General features: G+C 29.1%; 23 protein-coding genes. 9 read left to right on the top strand and 14 right to left on the bottom strand.

What is annotated here, in order from left to right:
- Positions 1-45: 45 nt before the first annotated feature.
- Positions 46-903 carry a class I SAM-dependent methyltransferase gene (locus tag B5464_RS06915; RefSeq protein WP_079737775.1) on the top strand — a complete coding sequence of 286 codons (858 nt, stop codon included), beginning with the start codon at positions 46-48 and terminating at the stop codon, positions 901-903.
- Between the two features lie 143 nt (positions 904-1,046).
- Here the strand turns inward: B5464_RS06915 and B5464_RS06910 are convergent, their stop codons facing one another.
- From B5464_RS06910 to panB, 6 genes are all read right to left on the bottom strand, one after another.
- The gene (locus tag B5464_RS06910; RefSeq protein WP_079737774.1) at positions 1,047-1,445 is read right to left on the bottom strand and encodes a DoxX family protein; all 399 of its coding nucleotides are present in this window, start codon (positions 1,443-1,445) and stop codon (positions 1,047-1,049) included.
- A gap of 4 nt (positions 1,446-1,449) precedes the next feature.
- Entirely contained in the window at positions 1,450-1,836 is a 387-nt protein-coding gene (locus B5464_RS06905) for a hypothetical protein (RefSeq protein ID WP_079737773.1), read from the bottom strand.
- A gap of 32 nt (positions 1,837-1,868) precedes the next feature.
- Positions 1,869-2,258: a VOC family protein gene (locus tag B5464_RS06900; RefSeq protein WP_079737772.1), complete on the bottom strand. Its 390-nt coding sequence runs from the start codon at positions 2,256-2,258 to the stop codon at positions 1,869-1,871.
- Complete coding sequence (locus tag B5464_RS06895; RefSeq protein WP_079737771.1) at positions 2,259-2,717, bottom strand: DUF1801 domain-containing protein; 459 nt, start codon at positions 2,715-2,717, stop codon at positions 2,259-2,261.
- A 24-nt stretch (positions 2,718-2,741) separates the two neighbouring features.
- Positions 2,742-3,680, bottom strand: coding sequence for a 2-hydroxyacid dehydrogenase (locus B5464_RS06890; protein WP_079737770.1), 939 nt, complete (start codon positions 3,678-3,680; stop codon positions 2,742-2,744).
- A 98-nt stretch (positions 3,681-3,778) separates the two neighbouring features.
- The gene (panB, locus tag B5464_RS06885) at positions 3,779-4,597 is read right to left on the bottom strand and encodes a 3-methyl-2-oxobutanoate hydroxymethyltransferase (protein WP_079737769.1); all 819 of its coding nucleotides are present in this window, start codon (positions 4,595-4,597) and stop codon (positions 3,779-3,781) included.
- 127 nt (positions 4,598-4,724) lie between these two features.
- Between panB and B5464_RS06880 the strand changes: the two genes are divergently transcribed.
- The 4 genes from B5464_RS06880 to B5464_RS06865 all read left to right on the top strand — a co-directional run bounded on the left by B5464_RS06880 (position 4,725) and on the right by B5464_RS06865 (position 6,790).
- Entirely contained in the window at positions 4,725-5,204 is a 480-nt protein-coding gene (locus tag B5464_RS06880) for a nuclear transport factor 2 family protein (RefSeq protein ID WP_079737768.1), read from the top strand.
- A 27-nt stretch (positions 5,205-5,231) separates the two neighbouring features.
- Positions 5,232-5,798, top strand: a complete 567-nt coding sequence (locus B5464_RS06875; protein ID WP_079737767.1) for a sigma-70 family RNA polymerase sigma factor — start codon at positions 5,232-5,234, stop codon at positions 5,796-5,798.
- A gap of 3 nt (positions 5,799-5,801) precedes the next feature.
- The gene (locus B5464_RS06870) at positions 5,802-6,065 is read left to right on the top strand and encodes a hypothetical protein (protein WP_079737766.1); all 264 of its coding nucleotides are present in this window, start codon (positions 5,802-5,804) and stop codon (positions 6,063-6,065) included.
- A gap of 83 nt (positions 6,066-6,148) precedes the next feature.
- Positions 6,149-6,790 (top strand): O-methyltransferase, encoded by a 642-nt coding sequence (locus B5464_RS06865; RefSeq protein ID WP_079737765.1) that lies wholly within the window; start codon positions 6,149-6,151, stop codon positions 6,788-6,790.
- 3 nt (positions 6,791-6,793) lie between these two features.
- Here B5464_RS06865 and B5464_RS06860 read toward each other — a convergent pair whose 3' ends face one another.
- Positions 6,794-7,075: a twin-arginine translocase TatA/TatE family subunit gene (locus B5464_RS06860; RefSeq protein ID WP_077810643.1), complete on the bottom strand. Its 282-nt coding sequence runs from the start codon at positions 7,073-7,075 to the stop codon at positions 6,794-6,796.
- A gap of 115 nt (positions 7,076-7,190) precedes the next feature.
- Here B5464_RS06860 and B5464_RS06855 point away from each other — a divergent pair, with 115 nt between their 5' ends.
- Positions 7,191-7,397, top strand: a complete 207-nt coding sequence (locus B5464_RS06855) for a hypothetical protein (protein ID WP_079737764.1) — start codon at positions 7,191-7,193, stop codon at positions 7,395-7,397.
- A gap of 3 nt (positions 7,398-7,400) precedes the next feature.
- Here B5464_RS06855 and B5464_RS06850 read toward each other — a convergent pair whose 3' ends face one another.
- Both B5464_RS06850 and mutS read right to left on the bottom strand, forming a co-directional pair.
- Positions 7,401-7,859, bottom strand: a complete 459-nt coding sequence (locus B5464_RS06850; RefSeq protein WP_079737763.1) for an RNA methyltransferase — start codon at positions 7,857-7,859, stop codon at positions 7,401-7,403.
- Positions 7,860-8,192: 333 nt separating this feature from the next.
- Entirely contained in the window at positions 8,193-10,802 is a 2,610-nt protein-coding gene (gene mutS, locus B5464_RS06840) for a DNA mismatch repair protein MutS (RefSeq protein ID WP_079737761.1), read from the bottom strand.
- A gap of 123 nt (positions 10,803-10,925) precedes the next feature.
- On the opposite strand from mutS, the gene B5464_RS06835 reads away from it, so the two are divergent.
- From B5464_RS06835 to B5464_RS06825, 3 genes are all read left to right on the top strand, one after another.
- Positions 10,926-11,453 (top strand): RNA methyltransferase, encoded by a 528-nt coding sequence (locus tag B5464_RS06835; RefSeq protein ID WP_079737760.1) that lies wholly within the window; start codon positions 10,926-10,928, stop codon positions 11,451-11,453.
- 76 nt (positions 11,454-11,529) lie between these two features.
- On the top strand, positions 11,530-13,488 hold the full coding sequence (locus B5464_RS06830) for a tetratricopeptide repeat-containing sensor histidine kinase (RefSeq protein ID WP_079737759.1): 1,959 nt from the start codon (positions 11,530-11,532) through the stop codon (positions 13,486-13,488).
- Positions 13,478-14,155 (top strand): response regulator transcription factor, encoded by a 678-nt coding sequence (locus tag B5464_RS06825; RefSeq protein WP_172830868.1) that lies wholly within the window; start codon positions 13,478-13,480, stop codon positions 14,153-14,155. Before B5464_RS06830 ends, B5464_RS06825 begins: the two co-directional genes overlap by 11 nt.
- Positions 14,156-14,361: 206 nt before the next feature.
- On the opposite strand, the gene mgtE is transcribed toward B5464_RS06825, so the two are convergent.
- The 5 genes from mgtE to B5464_RS06800 all read right to left on the bottom strand — a co-directional run bounded on the left by mgtE (position 14,362) and on the right by B5464_RS06800 (position 18,927).
- Entirely contained in the window at positions 14,362-15,711 is a 1,350-nt protein-coding gene (gene mgtE, locus B5464_RS06820) for a magnesium transporter (protein WP_079737757.1), read from the bottom strand.
- On the bottom strand, positions 15,701-16,504 hold the full coding sequence (gene rsmA, locus B5464_RS06815; RefSeq protein WP_079737756.1) for a 16S rRNA (adenine(1518)-N(6)/adenine(1519)-N(6))-dimethyltransferase RsmA: 804 nt from the start codon (positions 16,502-16,504) through the stop codon (positions 15,701-15,703). The genes mgtE and rsmA overlap by 11 nt, the downstream gene beginning before the upstream one ends.
- 107 nt (positions 16,505-16,611) lie before the next feature.
- Positions 16,612-16,794: a hypothetical protein gene (locus tag B5464_RS06810; RefSeq protein WP_079737755.1), complete on the bottom strand. Its 183-nt coding sequence runs from the start codon at positions 16,792-16,794 to the stop codon at positions 16,612-16,614.
- The gene (locus B5464_RS06805) at positions 16,795-17,124 is read right to left on the bottom strand and encodes a DUF4286 family protein (protein WP_079737754.1); all 330 of its coding nucleotides are present in this window, start codon (positions 17,122-17,124) and stop codon (positions 16,795-16,797) included.
- Positions 17,125-17,151: 27 nt separating this feature from the next.
- Positions 17,152-18,927 carry a tetratricopeptide repeat protein gene (locus tag B5464_RS06800; RefSeq protein ID WP_231963667.1) on the bottom strand — a complete coding sequence of 592 codons (1,776 nt, stop codon included), beginning with the start codon at positions 18,925-18,927 and terminating at the stop codon, positions 17,152-17,154.
- Positions 18,928-18,958: the final 31 nt, after the last annotated feature.

Raw genomic sequence — 18,958 nt, 5'->3', positions numbered from 1 at the left:
AAATTGCAAATGTTCCTCGTGGAACAAATTTAAAAATTAAGTAATATGGAGAATGAAAAAGAACTCTATACAAATTTAATCCCTCTTTTAAATTGTAAAGATTATACTGTTTCTGGTGATACTTTTGAAGTAATGCAGAACCAAGATTATGAAATGCTGGTTACGTCTCCTGTGCCAGTAGATTTAGAAAACTACTATAAAAGTGAAAACTACATTTCACATACAGATAGTAAAAAATCACTTTTCGATAAAGTTTATCAAAAAGTAAAAAACCATACTTTAAAACAAAAGTTAAGTTTACTTAATTCTTTTAAAACAGAAACTAAATCTGTTTTAGATGTTGGTGCTGGAACCGGAGATTTTTTAAAAGTTTGTAAAAATAATAGTTGGGAAACTTTTGGAGTAGAACCAAGTTTAGATGCTAAAAAAATTGCTGAAACTAAAGGTGTCTTTTTAGAAAGTGATTTGTTTGAAATTTCAAATAAGAAATTTGATGTTATTACTCTTTGGCATGTTTTAGAACATGTAGAGAGTTTAAAGAAAACTATTAAAACTTTAAAAAAATTATTAAAGCCAAATGGTAGGGTAGTGGTTGCTGTACCTAATTATAAAAGTTACGATGCAAAGTATTATAAAGAATATTGGGCTGCTTATGATGTACCAAGACATCTTTGGCATTTTAGTCAATGTTCTATTCATAAATTATTTTCTGAAGTAGAAATGATAGTAGAAAATACTTTACCTATGAAATTTGATAGTTATTATGTTTCATTATTAAGCGAAAAATACAAATCAGGTAAATCGAACCCTTTAAAAGCAAGTTACGTTGGTTTTGTATCAAATTTTAAAGCAAGATCAACTTCTGAGTATTCCTCACTGATTTATGTTCTTAAAAACTACTAAAAACAGATTTCTAAAGGTTTTAATTGTATTTTAATTGCTTAAATGTATAAATACTATCTAATAATTAAAAAAGGTCTTAAAACACGTGTTTTAAGACCTTTTTTAATAGTTTTTAATTATTTTAAATTTATATTTAATAGTTTTTAATTATTTAGAAGATAAACACCAATTACTGTTAAGATAAAATAGACGGTTAAAGACATCGCTCCTGCATAATCTTTTGCAAGACGTTGACCAACTAATAAAAAAAGTAAAGTAATCGCAGAGAGCTCAATTCCTAACAAAGCAATTTCTTTGGCTTCTGATGTGTAAATTTGGTAAACTCCAATAAGCATTAATATTGATGCGATAATTTCTACAACTAAAACTACAGCAAGTAAAACCGGAACGTAATTTTTTAATGGAGAGTTTTTAAAATGATCTTTAATAAATGCAATATTTCCTTTCCAGTCTGTTATTTTATCGATGCTAGATTGTACATAAGTAATTATTAAAAAGAAAAGAATTAAAATTTCTGCAGGATAATTAGATAATAATTTCATGTTTTTATTTTCCGAATAATCGTTTAAAAAATCCTTTTGTTTTAGTTGTAGCTTCTTCTATTCCTTCTTTAGCATCTTCTGCTAAATCTGCTAAATTTTCTACTGCATCACTGGCTATTTCAGAGGCTTTTTCAGAGACATCTTCTAATACTTCTTTGGCATCATCTGTATATTCATCTAACTTATCTTTAACTTTGTCAATATTTTCTTCAGAAAAAGTTTCATTCATTTTTTCTTTTACTGTTTCAAAAGCTTCTTTAGATTCTTCTTTTAACTCTGTTGCTTTATCTTTTACCTCATTTTTAAGCTCTTTTGCTTGTTGTTTTATATTTTCTAAAGCATTTTTATCAGTGTTTTTTACACTTTTATTTGGTGTTAAATCTTCATTCATTTTTATTAATTATATGATTATCAGTGTTTTATTTATTTAAAAGCTTCATCTACTGGCTCCCAAAGTTCTATTTTATTGTTTTCGTTGTCTAAAATCCATCCAAATTTACCATATTCAAATTCCTGAATTTCACCAACAACAGTTACACCTTCTTCTTTTAGTTGTGCTAATAATTCAACTAAATTTTCTACCCTATAATTAAACATAAAGTCTTTTTTAGAAGGTTCAAAATAATCTGTATCGCTGCTAAAAGGACTCCATTGTGTGGTAGCGTCTTTACCGTCTTTATCTTTCCACCAAAAAGTAGCACCCCAATCGTCTGTATTAAAACCTAAATGTTTTTGATACCAATCTTTTGCATTTTTTGGATTGTCAGATTTAAAAAATACACCACCAATTCCTATTACTTTTCCTTTTTTCATCTATTTGTTATTAATTGAAGATTCATACAAAGAAATCCAATCTTCTACAGTTACTTTTTTACACAATGCTGCAATTAACTCAAACGGAATTTCTTCTATTTTTTTGAATCGGATACAACTTTTACCCATATCTAATTTTCTTTTGCAATGTTTTGGATATTCATTTACAAACCAATTCTTCAATTTTTCATCTGCATAAATACCGCTATGATATAAATTTATAGAATTTTTTTGTGATGCAAAACTCATAAAAGGCAATGGTTCTTTTGGATTGCAATGATAACCGTTTGGATAAATTGAATGTGGTACATAAAAGCTAATAAAATTGTATTGGATACCTTCTTCAAATCCTTTTGGTAGATTTTCTTTGATAGTTTTACGCAGTTTTTTAAGCGTTTCTTGTCGCTCTTTCGGAACCTGATTTATATAATCTTCTGGTGAATTTGCCTTGTATTGCATTTGTATAAATTTAGTGCTAACAAGTTAACAAAATTTAGATTTAATTTTATTTACAATAGTTTGAGCTAATCTTTCTTTGCTTTCAATTGTCCATCCGGCAACATGAGGTGATAAGATAACTCTATCAGAATTTATTAAATATTCGAAAGCTTCTGGCATTTTATTATCTGAAAAAAGGTTTTCGAATGATGATTTTTCGTATTCTAAAACATCCAAACCTGCGCCTAAAATTTTACCAGATTTTAGAGCATCAACCAAATCTTTAGTAACAACAGATGTTCCACGTGCGGTATTTATCAACCAAAAATTCTTTTTAAAATTATTGATAAACGCTGCATTAATCATATTTTTAGTTAAAGGTGTTTGTGGTGTATGTAAACTTAAAACATCTGCTTTTTCTTGCAATTCTTTTAAAGAAACTTGCTTGCAGTTTTTGTCTCCAACATTTGGTTTTAAATCATAACAAAGTACTTCTACATCAAAACCGCGTAATTTTTTAGCAAAAGATTTTCCCATATTACCATAACCAATTAAACCTACTGTTCTACCGTCTAATTCTATGCCTCTATTATCTTCTCGAAGCCATTTGCCAGTTCTAACCTCTTTATCGGCTTTATTTAGCTTGTTAAATAAAGAAAGTAGCATTGCTAAAGAATGTTCGCCTACAGCGTTTCTATTGCCTTCTGGTGCAGCAATTAGAGTTATTCCTTTGCTTTCGGCATAATCACAATCTATATTTTCTAAACCAGCGCCAACTCTACCAATAAATTTTAAATTTTTGGCTTTATCTAAGAATCCTTTATCAATAGAAAAACGACTTCTAATGATAAAACCATCATACAAATGAATTTTTTCTTCGACAGTTTTTTTTGAAGAAGTATAATCTTCATCATTAGTAAAACCTAAAGTATTTAATTGATTTATTAACAATGGATGGTTAGAGTCTAAATGTAAAATTTTCATGTTTTTTACTTTAATTTATTGGATAAAAATAAAGGCAGAAATCTAAAAAATGTCTCTAGATTTCTGCCTTAATATAAAATTATAAGTTTTAATTTTTATTAGTATTGTTCTTTTTCGCTTGGGAAATCTCCGCTTTTAACATCAGAAATATAATTCTCGAAAGCGCCTGTCATGTCTTTGTATAAATCTAAATATCTACGTAAAAAACGAGGATTAAATTCATGTGTCATTCCAATCATATCATGCGTAACCAAAACTTGTCCGTCTACGCCGTTACCAGCACCAATACCAATTACTGGAATTGTTAATGCATCTGCTACTTTTTTAGCTAAAGAAGCCGGTACTTTTTCTAGAACCAATGCAAAACAACCAATTCTCTCTAACATTAATGCATCTTCCATTAATTTTTCTGCTTCTTCTTCTTCTTTTGCTCTTACGGTATACGTACCAAATTTATAGATAGATTGTGGTGTTAAACCCAAGTGCCCCATTACCGGAATACCAGCATTTAATATTCTTTTTATAGATTCTTTAACCTCTTTACCACCTTCTAATTTTATAGAATGTCCGCCAGATTCTTTCATAATTCTAATAGCAGAACGTAGTGCTTCTTTTGGGTCAGATTGATAACTACCAAAAGGTAAATCTACCACAACCAAACAACGTTCTATTGCTCTAACTACAGAACTTGCATGATAAATCATTTGATCTAAAGTAATTGGCAATGTTGTTTCGTGACCCGCCATAACGTTAGATGCAGAATCTCCTACAAGTAAAACATCGATTCCAGAACCATCTAAAATTTTTGCCATTGTAAAATCGTAAGCAGTTAACATGGATATTTTTTCTCCATTTGCTTTCATTTCTACCAAAGATTTTACGGTAACACGTTTATATTGCTTCTTAGCTACAGACATATTTTTATCATTTTATTAGGTTGTAAAAGTAAGGAATATCAATAGATATTTTGGTATTTAAAATTCTAGTGATAAAAAATTATTATTTTAAAATTAGTAGTTTTATGTTTTTAAAAATCAAAACAGTATGTTACAAAAGTTCGTTTTTATTATTTTAGTTTTAATATCTAATGTGTTATTTGCTCAAAATAAATCAGAAGAAATAGCAATTAAAAATGTTATTCATACTTTTTTTGAAGGATTACACAAAGGTGATAGTACAATTATGAAAAAGACTTTGCATAAAAATATTAAAATACAAACCACAAGTACAAATAAAAAAGGTTTACCTATTCTAAAAACAGAAACTAGAAATCAATTATTAACAAGTATTGCTACTAAAAATCCGGAGCATGTTTATTTAGAAAAATTACTGTCTTACACAATTAAGATTGATGGAAATTTAGCTTCTGTTTGGACACCTTATGAGTTTTATTTTAATGAGAATTTTAGTCATTGTGGTGCAAACTCTTTTCAGTTGTTTAATGACAACGGAACCTGGAAAATTATTTATTTAGTTGATATGAGACGAAGAGAAGATTGTAACTATTTAAAAGAAAAAAATTAACGTTATCTTTGAGGCTTTAAATTATCAATGGCAGAAAAAATACACACAATAAATACAAATAAATGGATAGATAATTATGCCGATTATTTGTATAATTACGCTATTTCTCGTGTTAATAACAGTGATTTGGCCAAAGATCTTGTGCAAGAAACTTTTTTTGCAGGATTAAAATCTGCAAAGAATTTTAAAGGAAAAGCTTCTGAAAGAACTTGGTTGGTTTCTATTTTAAAAAGAAAAATTATAGATCATTATAGAAAAATAAATTCTAAAAAAGGACAGGCAGAAGTTCGAATGAATTTTTATAATGATGGTGAAAATGAAGGAGATTGGTTAGAAGAAAGAGTACCACAAAAATGGGATAATACTTCTGAAACTTCTATAGAAAATGAAGAATTAAAAGACCAATTAGAAGCTTGTATAGACAATTTGCCAGAAAAATATGCAATGGTTTTTAGAATGAAAACTGTGCAAGAATTTGAAACGGAAGAAATTTGTAAGGAGTTAGATATTACAGCGTCAAACTTATGGGTTATTATACACAGAGCTAGAACTCAGCTTAGAAAATGTATGGAAGATAACTGGTTTAATAATTAAGAAATGTTTAAGAGTTTAAAAATTACCTGCGACGAAGCCACAGCAATTTGTGATAAAAACCAATATGGTGAAGCTTCTATTAAAGAGCTAATAAAGTTAAATATTCACTTTATTAAATGTAGAATTTGTGCAAAATATACCAAACAAAACATGGCTTTAAGTAAACTTTACAAAGGCTATTCTAAAAATTGTAAGAGTATAAAACATTGTTTGTCATCCGAAGAAAAAGACGCTTTAAAAAATGCTTTAGAAGAAAGCAGACAATAAAACAAATAACAATATTAAAAAACGGAACTTATAATTTATAAGTTCCGTTTTTTTGTATTTTTGAACTTCTTAATCGTTATAAAATGCACTTTTTACCAGAAAAATTAGACAGTTACGTTGTTGCACATTCGCAAATAGAACCTAAAATTTTACAAGAACTTACTAAAGAAACTTGGCAAAAAGTTTTAAATCCTAGAATGTTAAGTGGTGCTTTTCAGGGTAGAATATTATCGATGATTACAAAATTGATTCAGCCAAAATCTATCTTAGAAATTGGAACTTACACAGGTTATTCTGCTTTGTGTTTGGCAGAAGGTTTGCATAAAAATGGTGAGATAATCACTTTAGACAAAAATGAAGAATTAGAAACACTTCAAAATAAATATTTCGAAAAATCTGGTTTTAGAAATAAAATTACGCAACATGTTGGTAACGCAATAGAAATTATACCAACTTTAGATAAAAAGTTCGATTTGGTGTTTATAGATGCAGACAAATCTAACTACATAAATTACTTTCATTTAATTATCGATAAAATGAATTCTGGCGGAATAATTTTATCTGATAATGTACTTTGGAGTGGTAAAGTTGTCGAAGAATTAGATCCAAAAGACAAAGACACTAAAGTACTTTTAGAATATAATAGGTTGTTAAATGAAGATGAAAGAATAGAAACTGTATTGTTGCCAATACGAGATGGTTTAACAATAAGTAGAGTAAAATAAACGTTAAAATTGCCTTTTAATAGGACCTGTAAAATCGTCTATATCATCTTTAACAGCATTAATTTCTTTATTAATGTCTTTAGCGATATTTGTATCTAAACCAGTTTTTTCTGAACTGTCTTTAATTTCCCTTTTAATATCATTGGTGGCATCTTTTACTTGCCTAATACCTTTACCCAAACCTCTAGCAATTTCGGGTATTTTATCTGCACCAAAAACCATTACAACGATTAACATAATCACCATAATCTCTGGACCACTAATAAATAAGAATACTGTATTCATAGTACAAAGATAGTCAGTTATTTTTATAAAAAGAATAAACTATAATTGTTTAACGCAATTTTCTGGTTTTCTATATCAAATAACCAAATAATTATGTATTTTTACTAAAAAAAATATGCTTTTTCTTACTTCTTTTGGTGCCATAGTTATTTTTGGTCTTTTATTAATTTTAGTTATTACAGCACTTGTACTTGCTTCAAAAAGTGAAAGTAATTTACGTTTTTTAATTTGGGGTGCAATTATTTTGTTTGTTCCGTTTTTAGGCGCAATTGCATGTATAATTAACTACTACGCTACTAAAAATAAGGTAAAATCTGCTTAAAGATTATTTGAAGTTTAATTTTGCTTGTCTATCGTACATAATAATACTTCCGGCAACAGAAACATTCAAACTCAATTCCGATTTAAATTTTACCAAATGATGCGATTTCTCTATCGCAATTTTAGACATTCCGTGATCTTCTGCGCCCAATAAATACACACAACGTTTAGGGTGTTTAAAGGTTTCTAATTGCACTGCTTTTTCATCTAATTCTACACCAACTAACATTGCACCTTTTGGTAGGTTTTTAAAAAAATTATCAAAAGTTTCATAATGAAAATAAGGCATGGCACCCACAGCTTTATGTGTATCGCAAGCTTGTTTTGCATATCTATTGCCAATTGTAAAAATAAAACTTGCGCCCATATTTTGTGCAGAACGCCATAAAACGCCTAAGTTTTCTGGTGTTTTCCCATTTTGAATTCCGATACCGAAAAAACCTTGTTCTAAATTGTTTACCATTATTATATTTGTTTTTTTAATACTTAGGCAATAATATATTTTTTTGTAAATTGTAATTACTTTTCAAACTCAATCAATAAAAAATGATAACTTCTTCTGAAATTGCTATAATAGTTGGACTTTGTTATATACTCTTAATACCATTTTTTGGATTTAAGATAAAATATATATTATTGTTTGTATTGTGTGGAATTTTCTTATCGACTTTAAATATAATTTTTAAAGAGGACAAAGATATAATTTTAGATGTTTTAAGTCTTTTTTTACTAATTTTTCCTTTTGTAATAATAAGAATTAAATCAGAAGATTTAATTAAAGAAAAGTATAAGTAAGCTATTTCTTAACCAACATTCGTTTAATTTCATTCAACTTCATTAAGGCTTCAATAGGTGTTAGAGCATCTATATTTGTTGCTAAAATTTCTTCTTTAATATTTTCTAATAAAGGATCATCTAGTTGAAAGAAACTCAATTGCATTTCTTCTTCTTGGGTTTGTTTTAAAACGTCTTTTACTTCAGAATTCTTGTTGTTTTTCTCTAATTTTTCTAAAATTTTATTTGCTCTATGAATCACCATATTTGGCATTCCAGCAAGTTTAGCAACATGAATTCCAAAACTATGATTAGATCCACCAGAAACCAATTTACGTAAGAAAATAATGTTGTCTTCCAACTCTTTTACAGACACATTAAAGTTTTTAATACGCTCGAAGGTTGTTGTCATTTCATTCAATTCGTGGTAATGCGTAGCAAAAAGTGTTTTTGCTTTGGTTGGGTGTTCGTGTAAGAACTCAGAAATGGCCCAAGCAATCGATATTCCGTCATAAGTAGAAGTTCCTCTACCAATTTCATCTAATAAAATTAAACTACGCTCAGAAACGTTATTTAAGATTGATGCAGTTTCATTCATTTCTACCATAAAGGTAGATTCGCCCATAGAAATATTGTCACTGGCACCAACTCTAGTAAAAATTTTATCTACGATTCCGATTTTTGCGTTTTGAGCCGGAACATAACTTCCCATTTGTGCCAATAAAACAATCAAAGCAGTCTGACGTAAAATTGCCGATTTACCAGACATGTTTGGTCCGGTAATCATAATAATTTGTTGCTGATTTCTGTTTAAAACAACATCGTTTGCAATATAGGTTTGATCTATTGGCAATTGTTTTTCTATAACCGGATGACGACCATTTTTTATCTCTAAATCGGTGCTTTCATCCATAATTGGGCGCACATAATTATTATCAATTGCTAAAACAGAGAATGACAATAAACAATCTATTTTTGCAACAATTTGCGCATTTTCTTGCACAATTTGTACATATTGAATGATGTATTGCAGTAATTTAGAAAATATTTCTTGTTCTAATTTTGCTATTTTTTCTTCGGCACCAAGAATTTTAGTTTCGTATTCTTTTAGTTCTTCAGTAATATATCTTTCTGCCGAAACTAAGGTTTGTTTTCGAATCCATTCTTCAGGCACTTTATCTTTGTGCGTATTTCTAACTTCAATATAATACCCAAACACGTTGTTAAATGCAATTTTTAAACTTGTAATTCCGGTACGCTCGGTTTCACGCGCCAACATATTGTCTAAATACTCTTTACCAGAGTTCGAAATTGCACGTAAATCATCTAATTCTTGATGCACACCGTTGGCAATTGCATTTCCTTTATTAATGTTTACCGGAGCTTCATCAAACAAGGTTTCAGAAATTTTATCAATTAAATCTTGGCAAGTATGTAACTGATTTCCTAAAGATTTTACATCGTTGTTTTTGCTGTTTTCTGCGGATGATTTTATCGGTAAAATTGCTTTTAAAGAATCTTTTAAAAGTACAATTTCTCTTGGCGATGCTTTGCCAGTTGCCACTTTAGAAATTAACCTTTCTAAGTCAGATATTTGTTTGAGTTGATAGGTTACCGTTTTTGAAAAATCATCAGAATCTATAAAAAACTTTACCAATTCATGACGATTTTTAATCTCGTCGATATTTTTTAAAGGAAGCGCCAACCAACGTTTTAACAAACGTCCGCCCATTGGCGAAATTGTTTTATCAATAACATCTAAAAGTGTTACGGCATTTATAGAATTCGGATTGTATAATTCTAAATTTCGAACAGTAAATCGGTCCATCCAAACATAATTATCTTCTGCAATTCTGCTGATATGTTGAATATGTTTTAACTGATTGTGTTGTGTTTCCGATAGATAATACAACACTGCACCAGCAGCAATAATTCCGTTTTTAACATCTTGTACACCAAAACCTTTTAAGCTTTTTACCTCAAAATGATTTTGTAAAGTTTCGTTGGCATATTCCTTTTGAAAAACCCAATCATCTAAATAAAAAGTATAATATCGGTTTTCAAAAAGTTCTAAAAATTGTTGTTTGTTTTGTTTTTGAACTAAAACTTCACTCGGATTAAAGTTTTGCAACAATTTATCGATGTATTCTGCAGTTCCTTGGGCAACTAAATATTCACCTGTAGAAACATCTAAAAATGAAATTCCTAGTTGTTTTTTATCAAAATGAACAGCAGCTAAAAAGTTGTTGGTTTTGGTTTGTAAAACTTCGTCGTTTAAAGAAACTCCAGGAGTTACTAATTCTGTAACACCACGTTTTACAATGGTTTTGGTCATTTTAGGATCTTCTAATTGATCGCAAATAGCAACACGCATACCCGCTTTTACCAATTTTGGTAAATAGGTATTTAAAGAATGATGCGGAAAACCAGCTAAAGCCGTTTCAGAATCTGAACCAGCACCACGTTTAGTTAACGTAATTCCTAAAACTTCTGCAGCCTTTTTAGCATCTTCACCAAAAGTTTCGTAAAAATCGCCAACTCTAAAAAGCAACATCGCATCAGGATATTTATTCTTGATTGCATTGTATTGTTTCATTAAAGGGGTAACCTTTTTAGCTTTTGATTTTGCCAAGTTTTAGAAATTTTCTGTTAGTTTTGCGAAGATAGAAAAAAGTCTTTAGCCTTTAGCTCTTAGCCATTAGTTTTCATACCAAACTAGCTAAAAGTAGAAAGCTAAATGCTAAAAGTTTAAAACATGAGGAAATTAAAAAATAACGAATTAGGTAGAATAACTGTTGATGAGTTTAAAACAGTAAAAAAAACGCCAATTATTGTAATTTTAGACAATATTAGAAGTTTAAATAATATTGGTTCTGTGTTTAGAACTAGCGATGCTTTTTTAGTTGAAAAAATATATTTGTGTGGTATTTGTGCTACGCCACCAAATAAAGAAATTCATAAAACGGCTTTAGGAGCAACAGAATCTGTTGCTTGGCAATATGTAGAAGATACACTAACTTTAGTTGAAAAATTAAAAGCAGAAAATGTAAAAGTTTTAGCAATAGAACAAGCAGAAAACTCAACAAAACTAGATACTTTTCATCCGAAGAAAACAGAAAAGTACGCAATTGTGATGGGTAACGAGGTAAAAGGTGTACAGCAAGAAGTTGTAAATGCTTCCGATATGTGTATCGAAATTCCGCAATTAGGCACCAAACATTCGCTGAATATTTCGGTTACTACAGGTGTTGTTATTTGGGATTTGTTTCAGAAATTACAATAGAAACTTTTTTATTATAAATGAAAGGACTAATTTTATGGTGCTATAAATTTAAGAAGTAAACACTTCTTTTTGAACTATGAAAAAAGAGAATTCTCTAATACTTTTATTTACCTTATTTGCAGTTTTTAATGCATTTACACAAACACCAAAAGACTCACTAAATTTTTATTTAGACAATGCTAAAGGATCTAATAAAGTTAGATATCTTAAAAAAGCAATTACGTTATTAGAAGATTTAAAAATAGATTCTTTAATACAACAAACAAGCATAGAATATGCCAAAGAAAGTTATTTTGCGAAAGATACTTTAGGTTTAACTTTTTCTAAGAATAAATTACAAAATCATTTTAAACGCAGTAAAGATTCTTTTTCTTTAGCTAAGGCATACCATTTTGCAGCGTTAAACCATAAAATAAAAAATAATTTAGATAGTAGTTTTTATTATTATCAAGAATCTAAAAAGATTTTTATTGGCTTAAAAGATTCTATAGAAACCGGACGAAGATTGCTTTCTATGGCGATTCTTCAAGTTAAAGAACTCGATTATTTAGGTTGTGAAACAACTGCTGTAGAAGGTTTAAAATACATAGAACCTGCCCAAGATAAAGAATATAGAACTCTAATTTCTTTATATCAAACCTTAGGAAATGCTTTAGGACATTTAAATAGGCCTAAAGAATCTAGAGCTTATTATCTTAAGGCAAGAGAGCTGGCAAAATTTAATACGGTAACTTCTAGACGAGAAGTAAATTACCTAAACTTATACAATAATATTGGTGCAACTTATGTAGATGAAGGTAATTTTGATAAAGCAATTACTTTATTTAAAGAAGGTTTACGTTTTGATAGTATTGCGATAAAATACCCAAGACAATACCAAAACTTATTAGGTAGCTTATCTTCTGCATATTTTAGACAAGGTAAAATAGATAAAGCAATTTCTGGTTACAAAACAGTTTTAGAAGGTAGAAAAAAATCTAAATATGTTTATGGTGAAAGTGTTTCTCATAGTTTATTAGCAGAAGCTTACATGAAAAATAAACAATATAATTTGGCAAAAAAACATGCTTATATTGGTTTAGAGCTAGGTAAAAAAACAAGAAATAACGAGCAAGTTTTAGATTGTTTACAATTTTTAACTGAGTTAACTTTTGGTGAAACAGCCAAAAAGCATTTTAAAGAATATGTTCAGTTAAAAGACAGTTTATTTACTAGAGAAAGAACTCGAAAAAATCAATTTGCCAAGGTTATTTACGAAACAGAAAAAAAAGAAAAAGAAAACACCAGTTTAAAATTAGAAAATCAACGTAAAGAATTACTCATAAAAAGTGAAAAACAACAAAAAACGATTGGTTTTTTAATTGCAGGCGCTGGTATTCTTTTTATTGGTTTTGGTGCAAACATTGTTGCTAGTAGAAGAAAAAAAATACTTTTTGAAGCTAAATTAGCTCAAGTAGAAGCTAGAGAAAAAGAAAGGCAACAAATTGCTAAATCTCTGCATGATGAGGTTGCTGGCGATATTAGAATGTTACATTTAAAATTAGAAAAGTCTAACCAATTAGAAGAAGCAAAAAGCTTACATATTATTAAAGAGAACGTTCGCAATTTATCGCACCAATTAAGTAGCGAGAGCTTTAATAAAGTATCATTTAAAGACCAAATTATAAACTTAGTATCAGATTACTTTGAACCTGATTTTAAAATTAAAGTAGAAAATATTAATGATATTTCTTGGACAGAAATTAACAATTCTATCAAAAGAACTTTGTTTTTAGCTGTTAGAGAAAGTATACAGAATGCCAAGAAATACGCAGAAGCAACAAAATTAATTGTTAGGTTTTCTGAAAATAAAAAAACAATAACTTTAGAAATTTCTGATAATGGAATAGGTTTTGATGCTGAAGTTAAGAAAACCGGAATAGGTTTAAAAAATATTAGAGAAAGAGTAGAAGATTTAAACGGTGTTTTTAATATTGATAGCGAGCTAGAAAAAGGAACAACCATTAAAATTTATGTTTCAAAAAATGGAAAATAAAATAAAAATTTTAGTTGTTGATGATCATCAATTGGTTATTCAAGGAATTCTATGTTCGTTAAAAGAAATAGGAGATTTTGAAGTGGTAACAACTAATAGTTGTGATGAAGCTTTTTTGCTGATAAAACAAAATCAAGATACCCAACCTTTTCAGCTTTTATTTACCGATTTAAGTTTCGATAATACAACCGAGGACACTAATTTAGATGGCGGAGAAGAGTTGATTAAAGCCATAAGAAATAACGATTTTGATTTAAAAATTGCAGTAATAACTGGGCATACAGAAACAAATAGAGTGTATAATGTTATTAGTAATTTAAACCCAAATGCATATTTATTAAAAAGTAAATGTGATGCATCAGAAATTAGTTTTGCGCTAACTAAAATGTTAGCCAACGATTACTATTATACGCATGAAATTCATCAGAAAATAATGCGTAGAAACATCGTTCAAATACAAATGGATGATATTGCTATACAAGTCTTAAAAGAGTTGCCAAATCAACCTAAAATAAGCAATTTAGAAGGTGTTATTAAAAAGAACGATGGTTCTATTGTAAAATTGAGATCTATAGAAACAAAATTGGCAAATCTTAGAACAGATTTAAACGCAAATAACAATACAGACTTAATTTTAAAAGCAAAAGAGTTAGGTGTAATCGACTAAATATTGCTTTTGCGGAAAATAACATTTCAAATTACGGATTTCCACAATGTTAGTTTTTTTACTAATATTATATTTGTCTTGTAGATAATTATAACTCAATCATCTATAAAGAATGGGATTAATTGCGAAGAATAAGATTAGGGGCTTATTTTTAAACAATTATGAAGAAAAAGGAGAAAGCCTTTCTGTTAGTTCAGGAAGGCTTTTTAAATACCTAAAATCATTTTTGCAATCATAAAATAAATTAAGATTCCAAATATATCGTTACTCGTAGTAATAAACGGACCTGTTGCAATTGCCGGATCGATACCTCTTTTATGCAGAAATAATGGCACAAATGTTCCTATAAGTCCAGCAATAATAATTACAACTACTAGAGATACAGAAATTGCAAGAGAAAGATTCACTTCTCCTTTATAAATCCAAACAAAAATAAATAGAAACAAGGCCAAAATAACACCATTTAAAGCCGCTAAAAGCATTTCTTTAAGTAATCTGCCATAAATACTTCCTTTTACATCATCGTTAGCTAAACCTTGTACAATAATTGCTGATGATTGTACACCAACATTACCAGCCATGGCGGCAATTAATGGTGTAAAAAAGAAAAGTGTACCGTATTTAGAAAATATATCATGAAAACCTTCCATAATAATAAATGCGCCAACTCCACCCACTAAACCCAAAAACAACCAAGGTAAACGAGCTTTGGTTAGTTCGAAAATACTGTCATCAGAATCTACATCTTGCGTTAAACCAGCAGCCATTTGATAATCTTTATCTGCTTCTTCTTTTAAAACATCTACAATATCATCAATTGTAATTCTACCTAATAATATATTATTGTCGTCTACAACAGGTATGGCTTCTAAATCGTATTTTGCCATAATTTTAGCAACTTCCTCATCATTTTCGTTAACGTTTACAGCGTCTACTTTTGTTTTAGAAATTTCGGCAATTTTTTGTTCTGCTTTGGCAATTATTAAGTCTTTTAAAGACAATCTACCAACTAGTTTATCTTGTTTGTCTACAACGTAAATAGAATGTACTCTGGTTACTTCTTTTGCTTGTCCTCTAATTCTACGCATACAACCAGCAACCGTCCAAGTTTCATAAACCTTTACCAATTCTTTAGCCATTAAAGCACCTGCAGTATTGTCTTCGTAAGATAAAAGTTCTTTAATATCTGCAGCTAATTCATCGTCTTCTAAAGCATCTATTACGCGTTCTTGGCGTTCTTCTGATAGTTCACCAATAATATCTGCGGCGTCATCAGAATCCATTTCTCCAACTTCATCTGCAATTTCTTTAGCAGATAAGTTTTCTAAAATCTTTTCTCTGGTATCTTCATCTAACTCAGTAAGAATTTCTGATGTTTTTTCGCTATCTAAAAGTTTTATAATATAAATAGCTTCATCAAAATTTACTTCATCTAAAACCTCTGCAATATCTGCAAAATGTACCTCTTCAAAAAGTACTTTAATTGCAGCATCATCATTTTTATAGATTAAGCCAATTAAATTCTCTAGAAATTCATCAGTAATTTCAAATGCCATTTTCTATTAATTTTTGTGTTAGAGAAATAAAGTCTTTAACAGATAATTGTTCTGGTCGTTTCGCAAATATAGGGTCTTCTTTTAAAGAATCCGAAAGTTGAAAAGACTTTAAACTAGAGCGCAACATTTTTCTACGTTGATTAAAAGCTGTTTTTACAACTCTAAAAAATATTTTTTCGTCTACAGGTAAAGAATAATCTTTTTTTCTGATTAATCTTATAACGCCAGAATCTACTTTTGGTGGCGGATTAAATACTGTTGGCGGTACCGTAAATAAGTATTCTACATCAAAAAAAGCTTGTGTTAAAACAGATAGGATTCCGTAAATTTTACTTCCTTCTTTTTCTGCCACCCTCATAGCAACTTCTTTTTGAAACATACCTGCAAATTCTGGTACAAATTCTTTATTTTCTATTGCTTTAAAAACAATTTGAGTAGAAATATTGTACGGAAAGTTTCCAATAATTGCTACTTGCTTTTTTTGAAATATTTCTTGAATATTTTTCTTTAAAAAATCGCCTTCGATTATAGAAAAATGTGCTTTAGATGTGTCTAAGTTTATATGTTCTAAAGGAAAAGTGTCGTGTAAATATGCAACAGATTCTCTGTCTAATTCCATTACAGTAACTTTTGCTTTCTTTTCTAATAAATACTTGGTTAAAACACCCATTCCTGGTCCTATTTCTAAGACATCGTCATAACCGTTTTCTGTTAAAGCATCAGCAATATCTTTTGCGATACTTTCATCCGTTAAAAAATGTTGACCTAAATGTTTTTTTGCTTTTACAGACACAATCTTTGTTTTTATCTTTCTAAGGCAAAGGTACAGTTTAAAAGGCGTAATTTTTATATAGTTATAAAATTATACAAACGCTCTTTTCACTTTAAATTATACTTGTTTTATTCTTTTTTAAGATTGAAAGAAAGTAGAAGTATACCAAAACCTAAACCAACTAGAAAACCAGCAATAGTCTCTTCTGGTTCTATACCCCAATTTAGAAAAGCAAGAATTGCGCCAGATAGCAATAATAAAATACTAAAAGCTCCTATCTTTTTTCTGTTTCTATAAAAAAATAAATTCATCTAATTGCTTACACTTGTTGGAAAAAACTCTTTTACAATCTTTAATTCTGTTCTAAAAGCTAACATTTTATCTGCAAACTTTCTTAAAGCTTCTACACGTAAACTATCGGCATCTTCTTTGTAATAAGATTCTAAATCTTCTCTAGACGCTGCAGTATATTGTATAGAATATGTTTTACCGCCCATTTCTTCTTCTACTAAAACTTCTGTAAGTTTTGCTGATGTAAATTTACCCGTGTCTAAAACTTTTGTGACATGAGATTCTATCCAAGTTAACCACTCTTTATGTACAGTGTTATCTATGTTTACTGTTACGTTATATATATACATTTTATACTTTTTATTGTTATTGATTTTTTATTGCGAAACATTATCGCCTCTTAATTTTCTAAACTTCTTTCTGGCATCTACTAAATAGATACTAGAGGTGTGATCAAAAATTATTTTTTGATAGTATTCTTGTGCTTTTTCTGAGTTTTTAAGATGATTGTTATAGGTTTCTGCCATCATAAAATAAACATCATCTGTTAAAAAACCTTGATTATCTGCTGCTATAATTTTATTTAAAGCTGTTATTGCTTCTTCATATTTTTTTTGTTTGATAAGAAGTTTTGCCTTAAAAAACAGTACATCATCATAGATTACTTCGCTAGGAATAAATCCATTTATAAAAATATCTTTTCTTGTAAATAACGAGTTTAATTCTGATAATGCGGCTTTGTCTTTATTTTGAAAAGCAAGTAATTCTGCTTTTGCCAATTGCTTTAATCCAGACGGAATAGAATCTACAGGTTCATTGTCTGATATTTTTAAAAATAGGTTTACGGCATCATTGGCAATTAACTGAGTTGTAGAACCTTTTAAAACTTTTAATTGTGCTTTTGCCCATTCGAAATCGCCTTTAAAATAGCTAGTTTGTGCTACTTTAAACCTTGCTTCTTGTGCTAATTCGTGATTTTTTAGTTGTGTTTGAATCTGAGAAAAATAAATTAGTGCTTTATTAAATTTGTTAGTAAATACAAGAACGTCGCCAAGTTTTAGTTTAATTCTTGCTTTATCAAATTTTGAGTTTGCATAACTTAACGCTTCTTCTAAAACTGTATTTGCTTGCTGAGGTTCGTTTTTTGTAAACGTTAAATAATCTGCATAAGCAACTTGTAATTTTATAGTTGAACTATTTTTACCAAAAACTAAAAATAACTTTTTGAAAAGGTTTTCTGTTTCTGGATTCTTAGTTTCAATGGCAATTTTCATCAAAAATAAATGTGCATTAATAGCTTCACTTTTGGTAGATGATTTTTCTACTATAAAATCGAAACACTGTTTAGCAGCTTCAAAAGAATTGTTTTCGAAAGCAATTTTACCTAAGGTAAAAATTGCTCCAAGATCTTGCGTATTTCTTTGGTAAAGCGCATTTTCTTGTATAAAGGCTTTGTTATAATCTTTTTGTTGTGTAAAAAGCCAACTTAACAAAACATTCCAAACATCTTTTGGGTTACTAGCAGATTTTCTTAAAAGTGTTTTTCTAAATAAAATGTTTGCCTCATTTTCTGCATCATCTGTAATGTATTTGCTAGTATATCTTTGTACAAGGTCGAAATATTGTTCATTTTTATCAACCAAATCTATGTACGATTCAAACATTTTTTTAAAATCGCCTTTTTCACCATAAATTTGAGCTATTTGAAAATTATAATTTGCGTTTTTGTTAGCTTCCATGGCTTTCTCATACGCCAAAATTGCATTATCAAGTAGATTATAATCTTTAAACAAGCGTCCTATTATTCCGCCATAAGAAGGCATTTTATCCAAAGAATTTAACGCTAGTTTATAATTTTCTGAAGCTTTTTCTGTTTGTTGTTGTCTTTGATAATTGTAGCCTAAATAAACGTATAAATATGCCTGACTTCTGTTCGCTTTAATTCTGCTTTTTAATAAGTTTTCAGCTAAAATAAATTGATCTGTTTCTTGGTAACAAGAAATTAACCTACTTAAATACGTTGTATTAAAAGGGCTAGAAGTATAAAGTTTCTTATAAATTTGTGTAGCTTTTTCATAAGCACCTTCTCGATAATAATTTTCTGCTAAGAGGTAATTATTTTTAGCATTCGTTTGCACTTTGTTTTGTGACACTGCTAAGGTGTTAATTGCTAGAAAAATAAGT

It is taken from the genome of Polaribacter sp. KT 15 (genome assembly GCF_900143115.1).
Taxonomy (GTDB): domain Bacteria; phylum Bacteroidota; class Bacteroidia; order Flavobacteriales; family Flavobacteriaceae; genus Polaribacter; species Polaribacter marinaquae.
This window is presented reverse-complemented; position numbering and strand designations above follow the sequence as displayed.

Excerpts from the sequence above, each read along its gene's own strand:
- B5464_RS06905 (WP_079737773.1), bottom strand. The coding sequence starts at position 1,836 with ATGAATGAAGATTTAACACCAAATAAAAGTGTAAAAAACACTGATAAA.
- panB (WP_079737769.1), bottom strand. The coding sequence starts at position 4,597 with ATGTCTGTAGCTAAGAAGCAATATAAACGTGTTACCGTAAAATCTTTG.
- B5464_RS06915 (WP_079737775.1), top strand. The coding sequence starts at position 46 with ATGGAGAATGAAAAAGAACTCTATACAAATTTAATCCCTCTTTTAAAT.
- B5464_RS06830 (WP_079737759.1), top strand. The coding sequence starts at position 11,530 with ATGAAAAAAGAGAATTCTCTAATACTTTTATTTACCTTATTTGCAGTT.
- B5464_RS06835 (WP_079737760.1), top strand. The coding sequence starts at position 10,926 with ATGAGGAAATTAAAAAATAACGAATTAGGTAGAATAACTGTTGATGAG.
- B5464_RS06865 (WP_079737765.1), top strand. The coding sequence starts at position 6,149 with ATGCACTTTTTACCAGAAAAATTAGACAGTTACGTTGTTGCACATTCG.
- B5464_RS06880 (WP_079737768.1), top strand. The coding sequence starts at position 4,725 with ATGTTACAAAAGTTCGTTTTTATTATTTTAGTTTTAATATCTAATGTG.
- B5464_RS06890 (WP_079737770.1), bottom strand. The coding sequence starts at position 3,680 with ATGAAAATTTTACATTTAGACTCTAACCATCCATTGTTAATAAATCAA.
- B5464_RS06805 (WP_079737754.1), bottom strand. The coding sequence starts at position 17,124 with ATGTATATATATAACGTAACAGTAAACATAGATAACACTGTACATAAA.
- B5464_RS06810 (WP_079737755.1), bottom strand. The coding sequence starts at position 16,794 with ATGAATTTATTTTTTTATAGAAACAGAAAAAAGATAGGAGCTTTTAGT.
- B5464_RS06860 (WP_077810643.1), bottom strand. The coding sequence starts at position 7,075 with ATGAATACAGTATTCTTATTTATTAGTGGTCCAGAGATTATGGTGATT.
- B5464_RS06900 (WP_079737772.1), bottom strand. The coding sequence starts at position 2,258 with ATGAAAAAAGGAAAAGTAATAGGAATTGGTGGTGTATTTTTTAAATCT.
- B5464_RS06850 (WP_079737763.1), bottom strand. The coding sequence starts at position 7,859 with ATGGTAAACAATTTAGAACAAGGTTTTTTCGGTATCGGAATTCAAAAT.
- B5464_RS06825 (WP_172830868.1), top strand. The coding sequence starts at position 13,478 with ATGGAAAATAAAATAAAAATTTTAGTTGTTGATGATCATCAATTGGTT.
- B5464_RS06875 (WP_079737767.1), top strand. The coding sequence starts at position 5,232 with ATGGCAGAAAAAATACACACAATAAATACAAATAAATGGATAGATAAT.
- B5464_RS06855 (WP_079737764.1), top strand. The coding sequence starts at position 7,191 with ATGCTTTTTCTTACTTCTTTTGGTGCCATAGTTATTTTTGGTCTTTTA.
- B5464_RS06870 (WP_079737766.1), top strand. The coding sequence starts at position 5,802 with ATGTTTAAGAGTTTAAAAATTACCTGCGACGAAGCCACAGCAATTTGT.
- B5464_RS06910 (WP_079737774.1), bottom strand. The coding sequence starts at position 1,445 with ATGAAATTATTATCTAATTATCCTGCAGAAATTTTAATTCTTTTCTTT.
- B5464_RS06895 (WP_079737771.1), bottom strand. The coding sequence starts at position 2,717 with ATGCAATACAAGGCAAATTCACCAGAAGATTATATAAATCAGGTTCCG.
- mgtE (WP_079737757.1), bottom strand. The coding sequence starts at position 15,711 with ATGGCATTTGAAATTACTGATGAATTTCTAGAGAATTTAATTGGCTTA.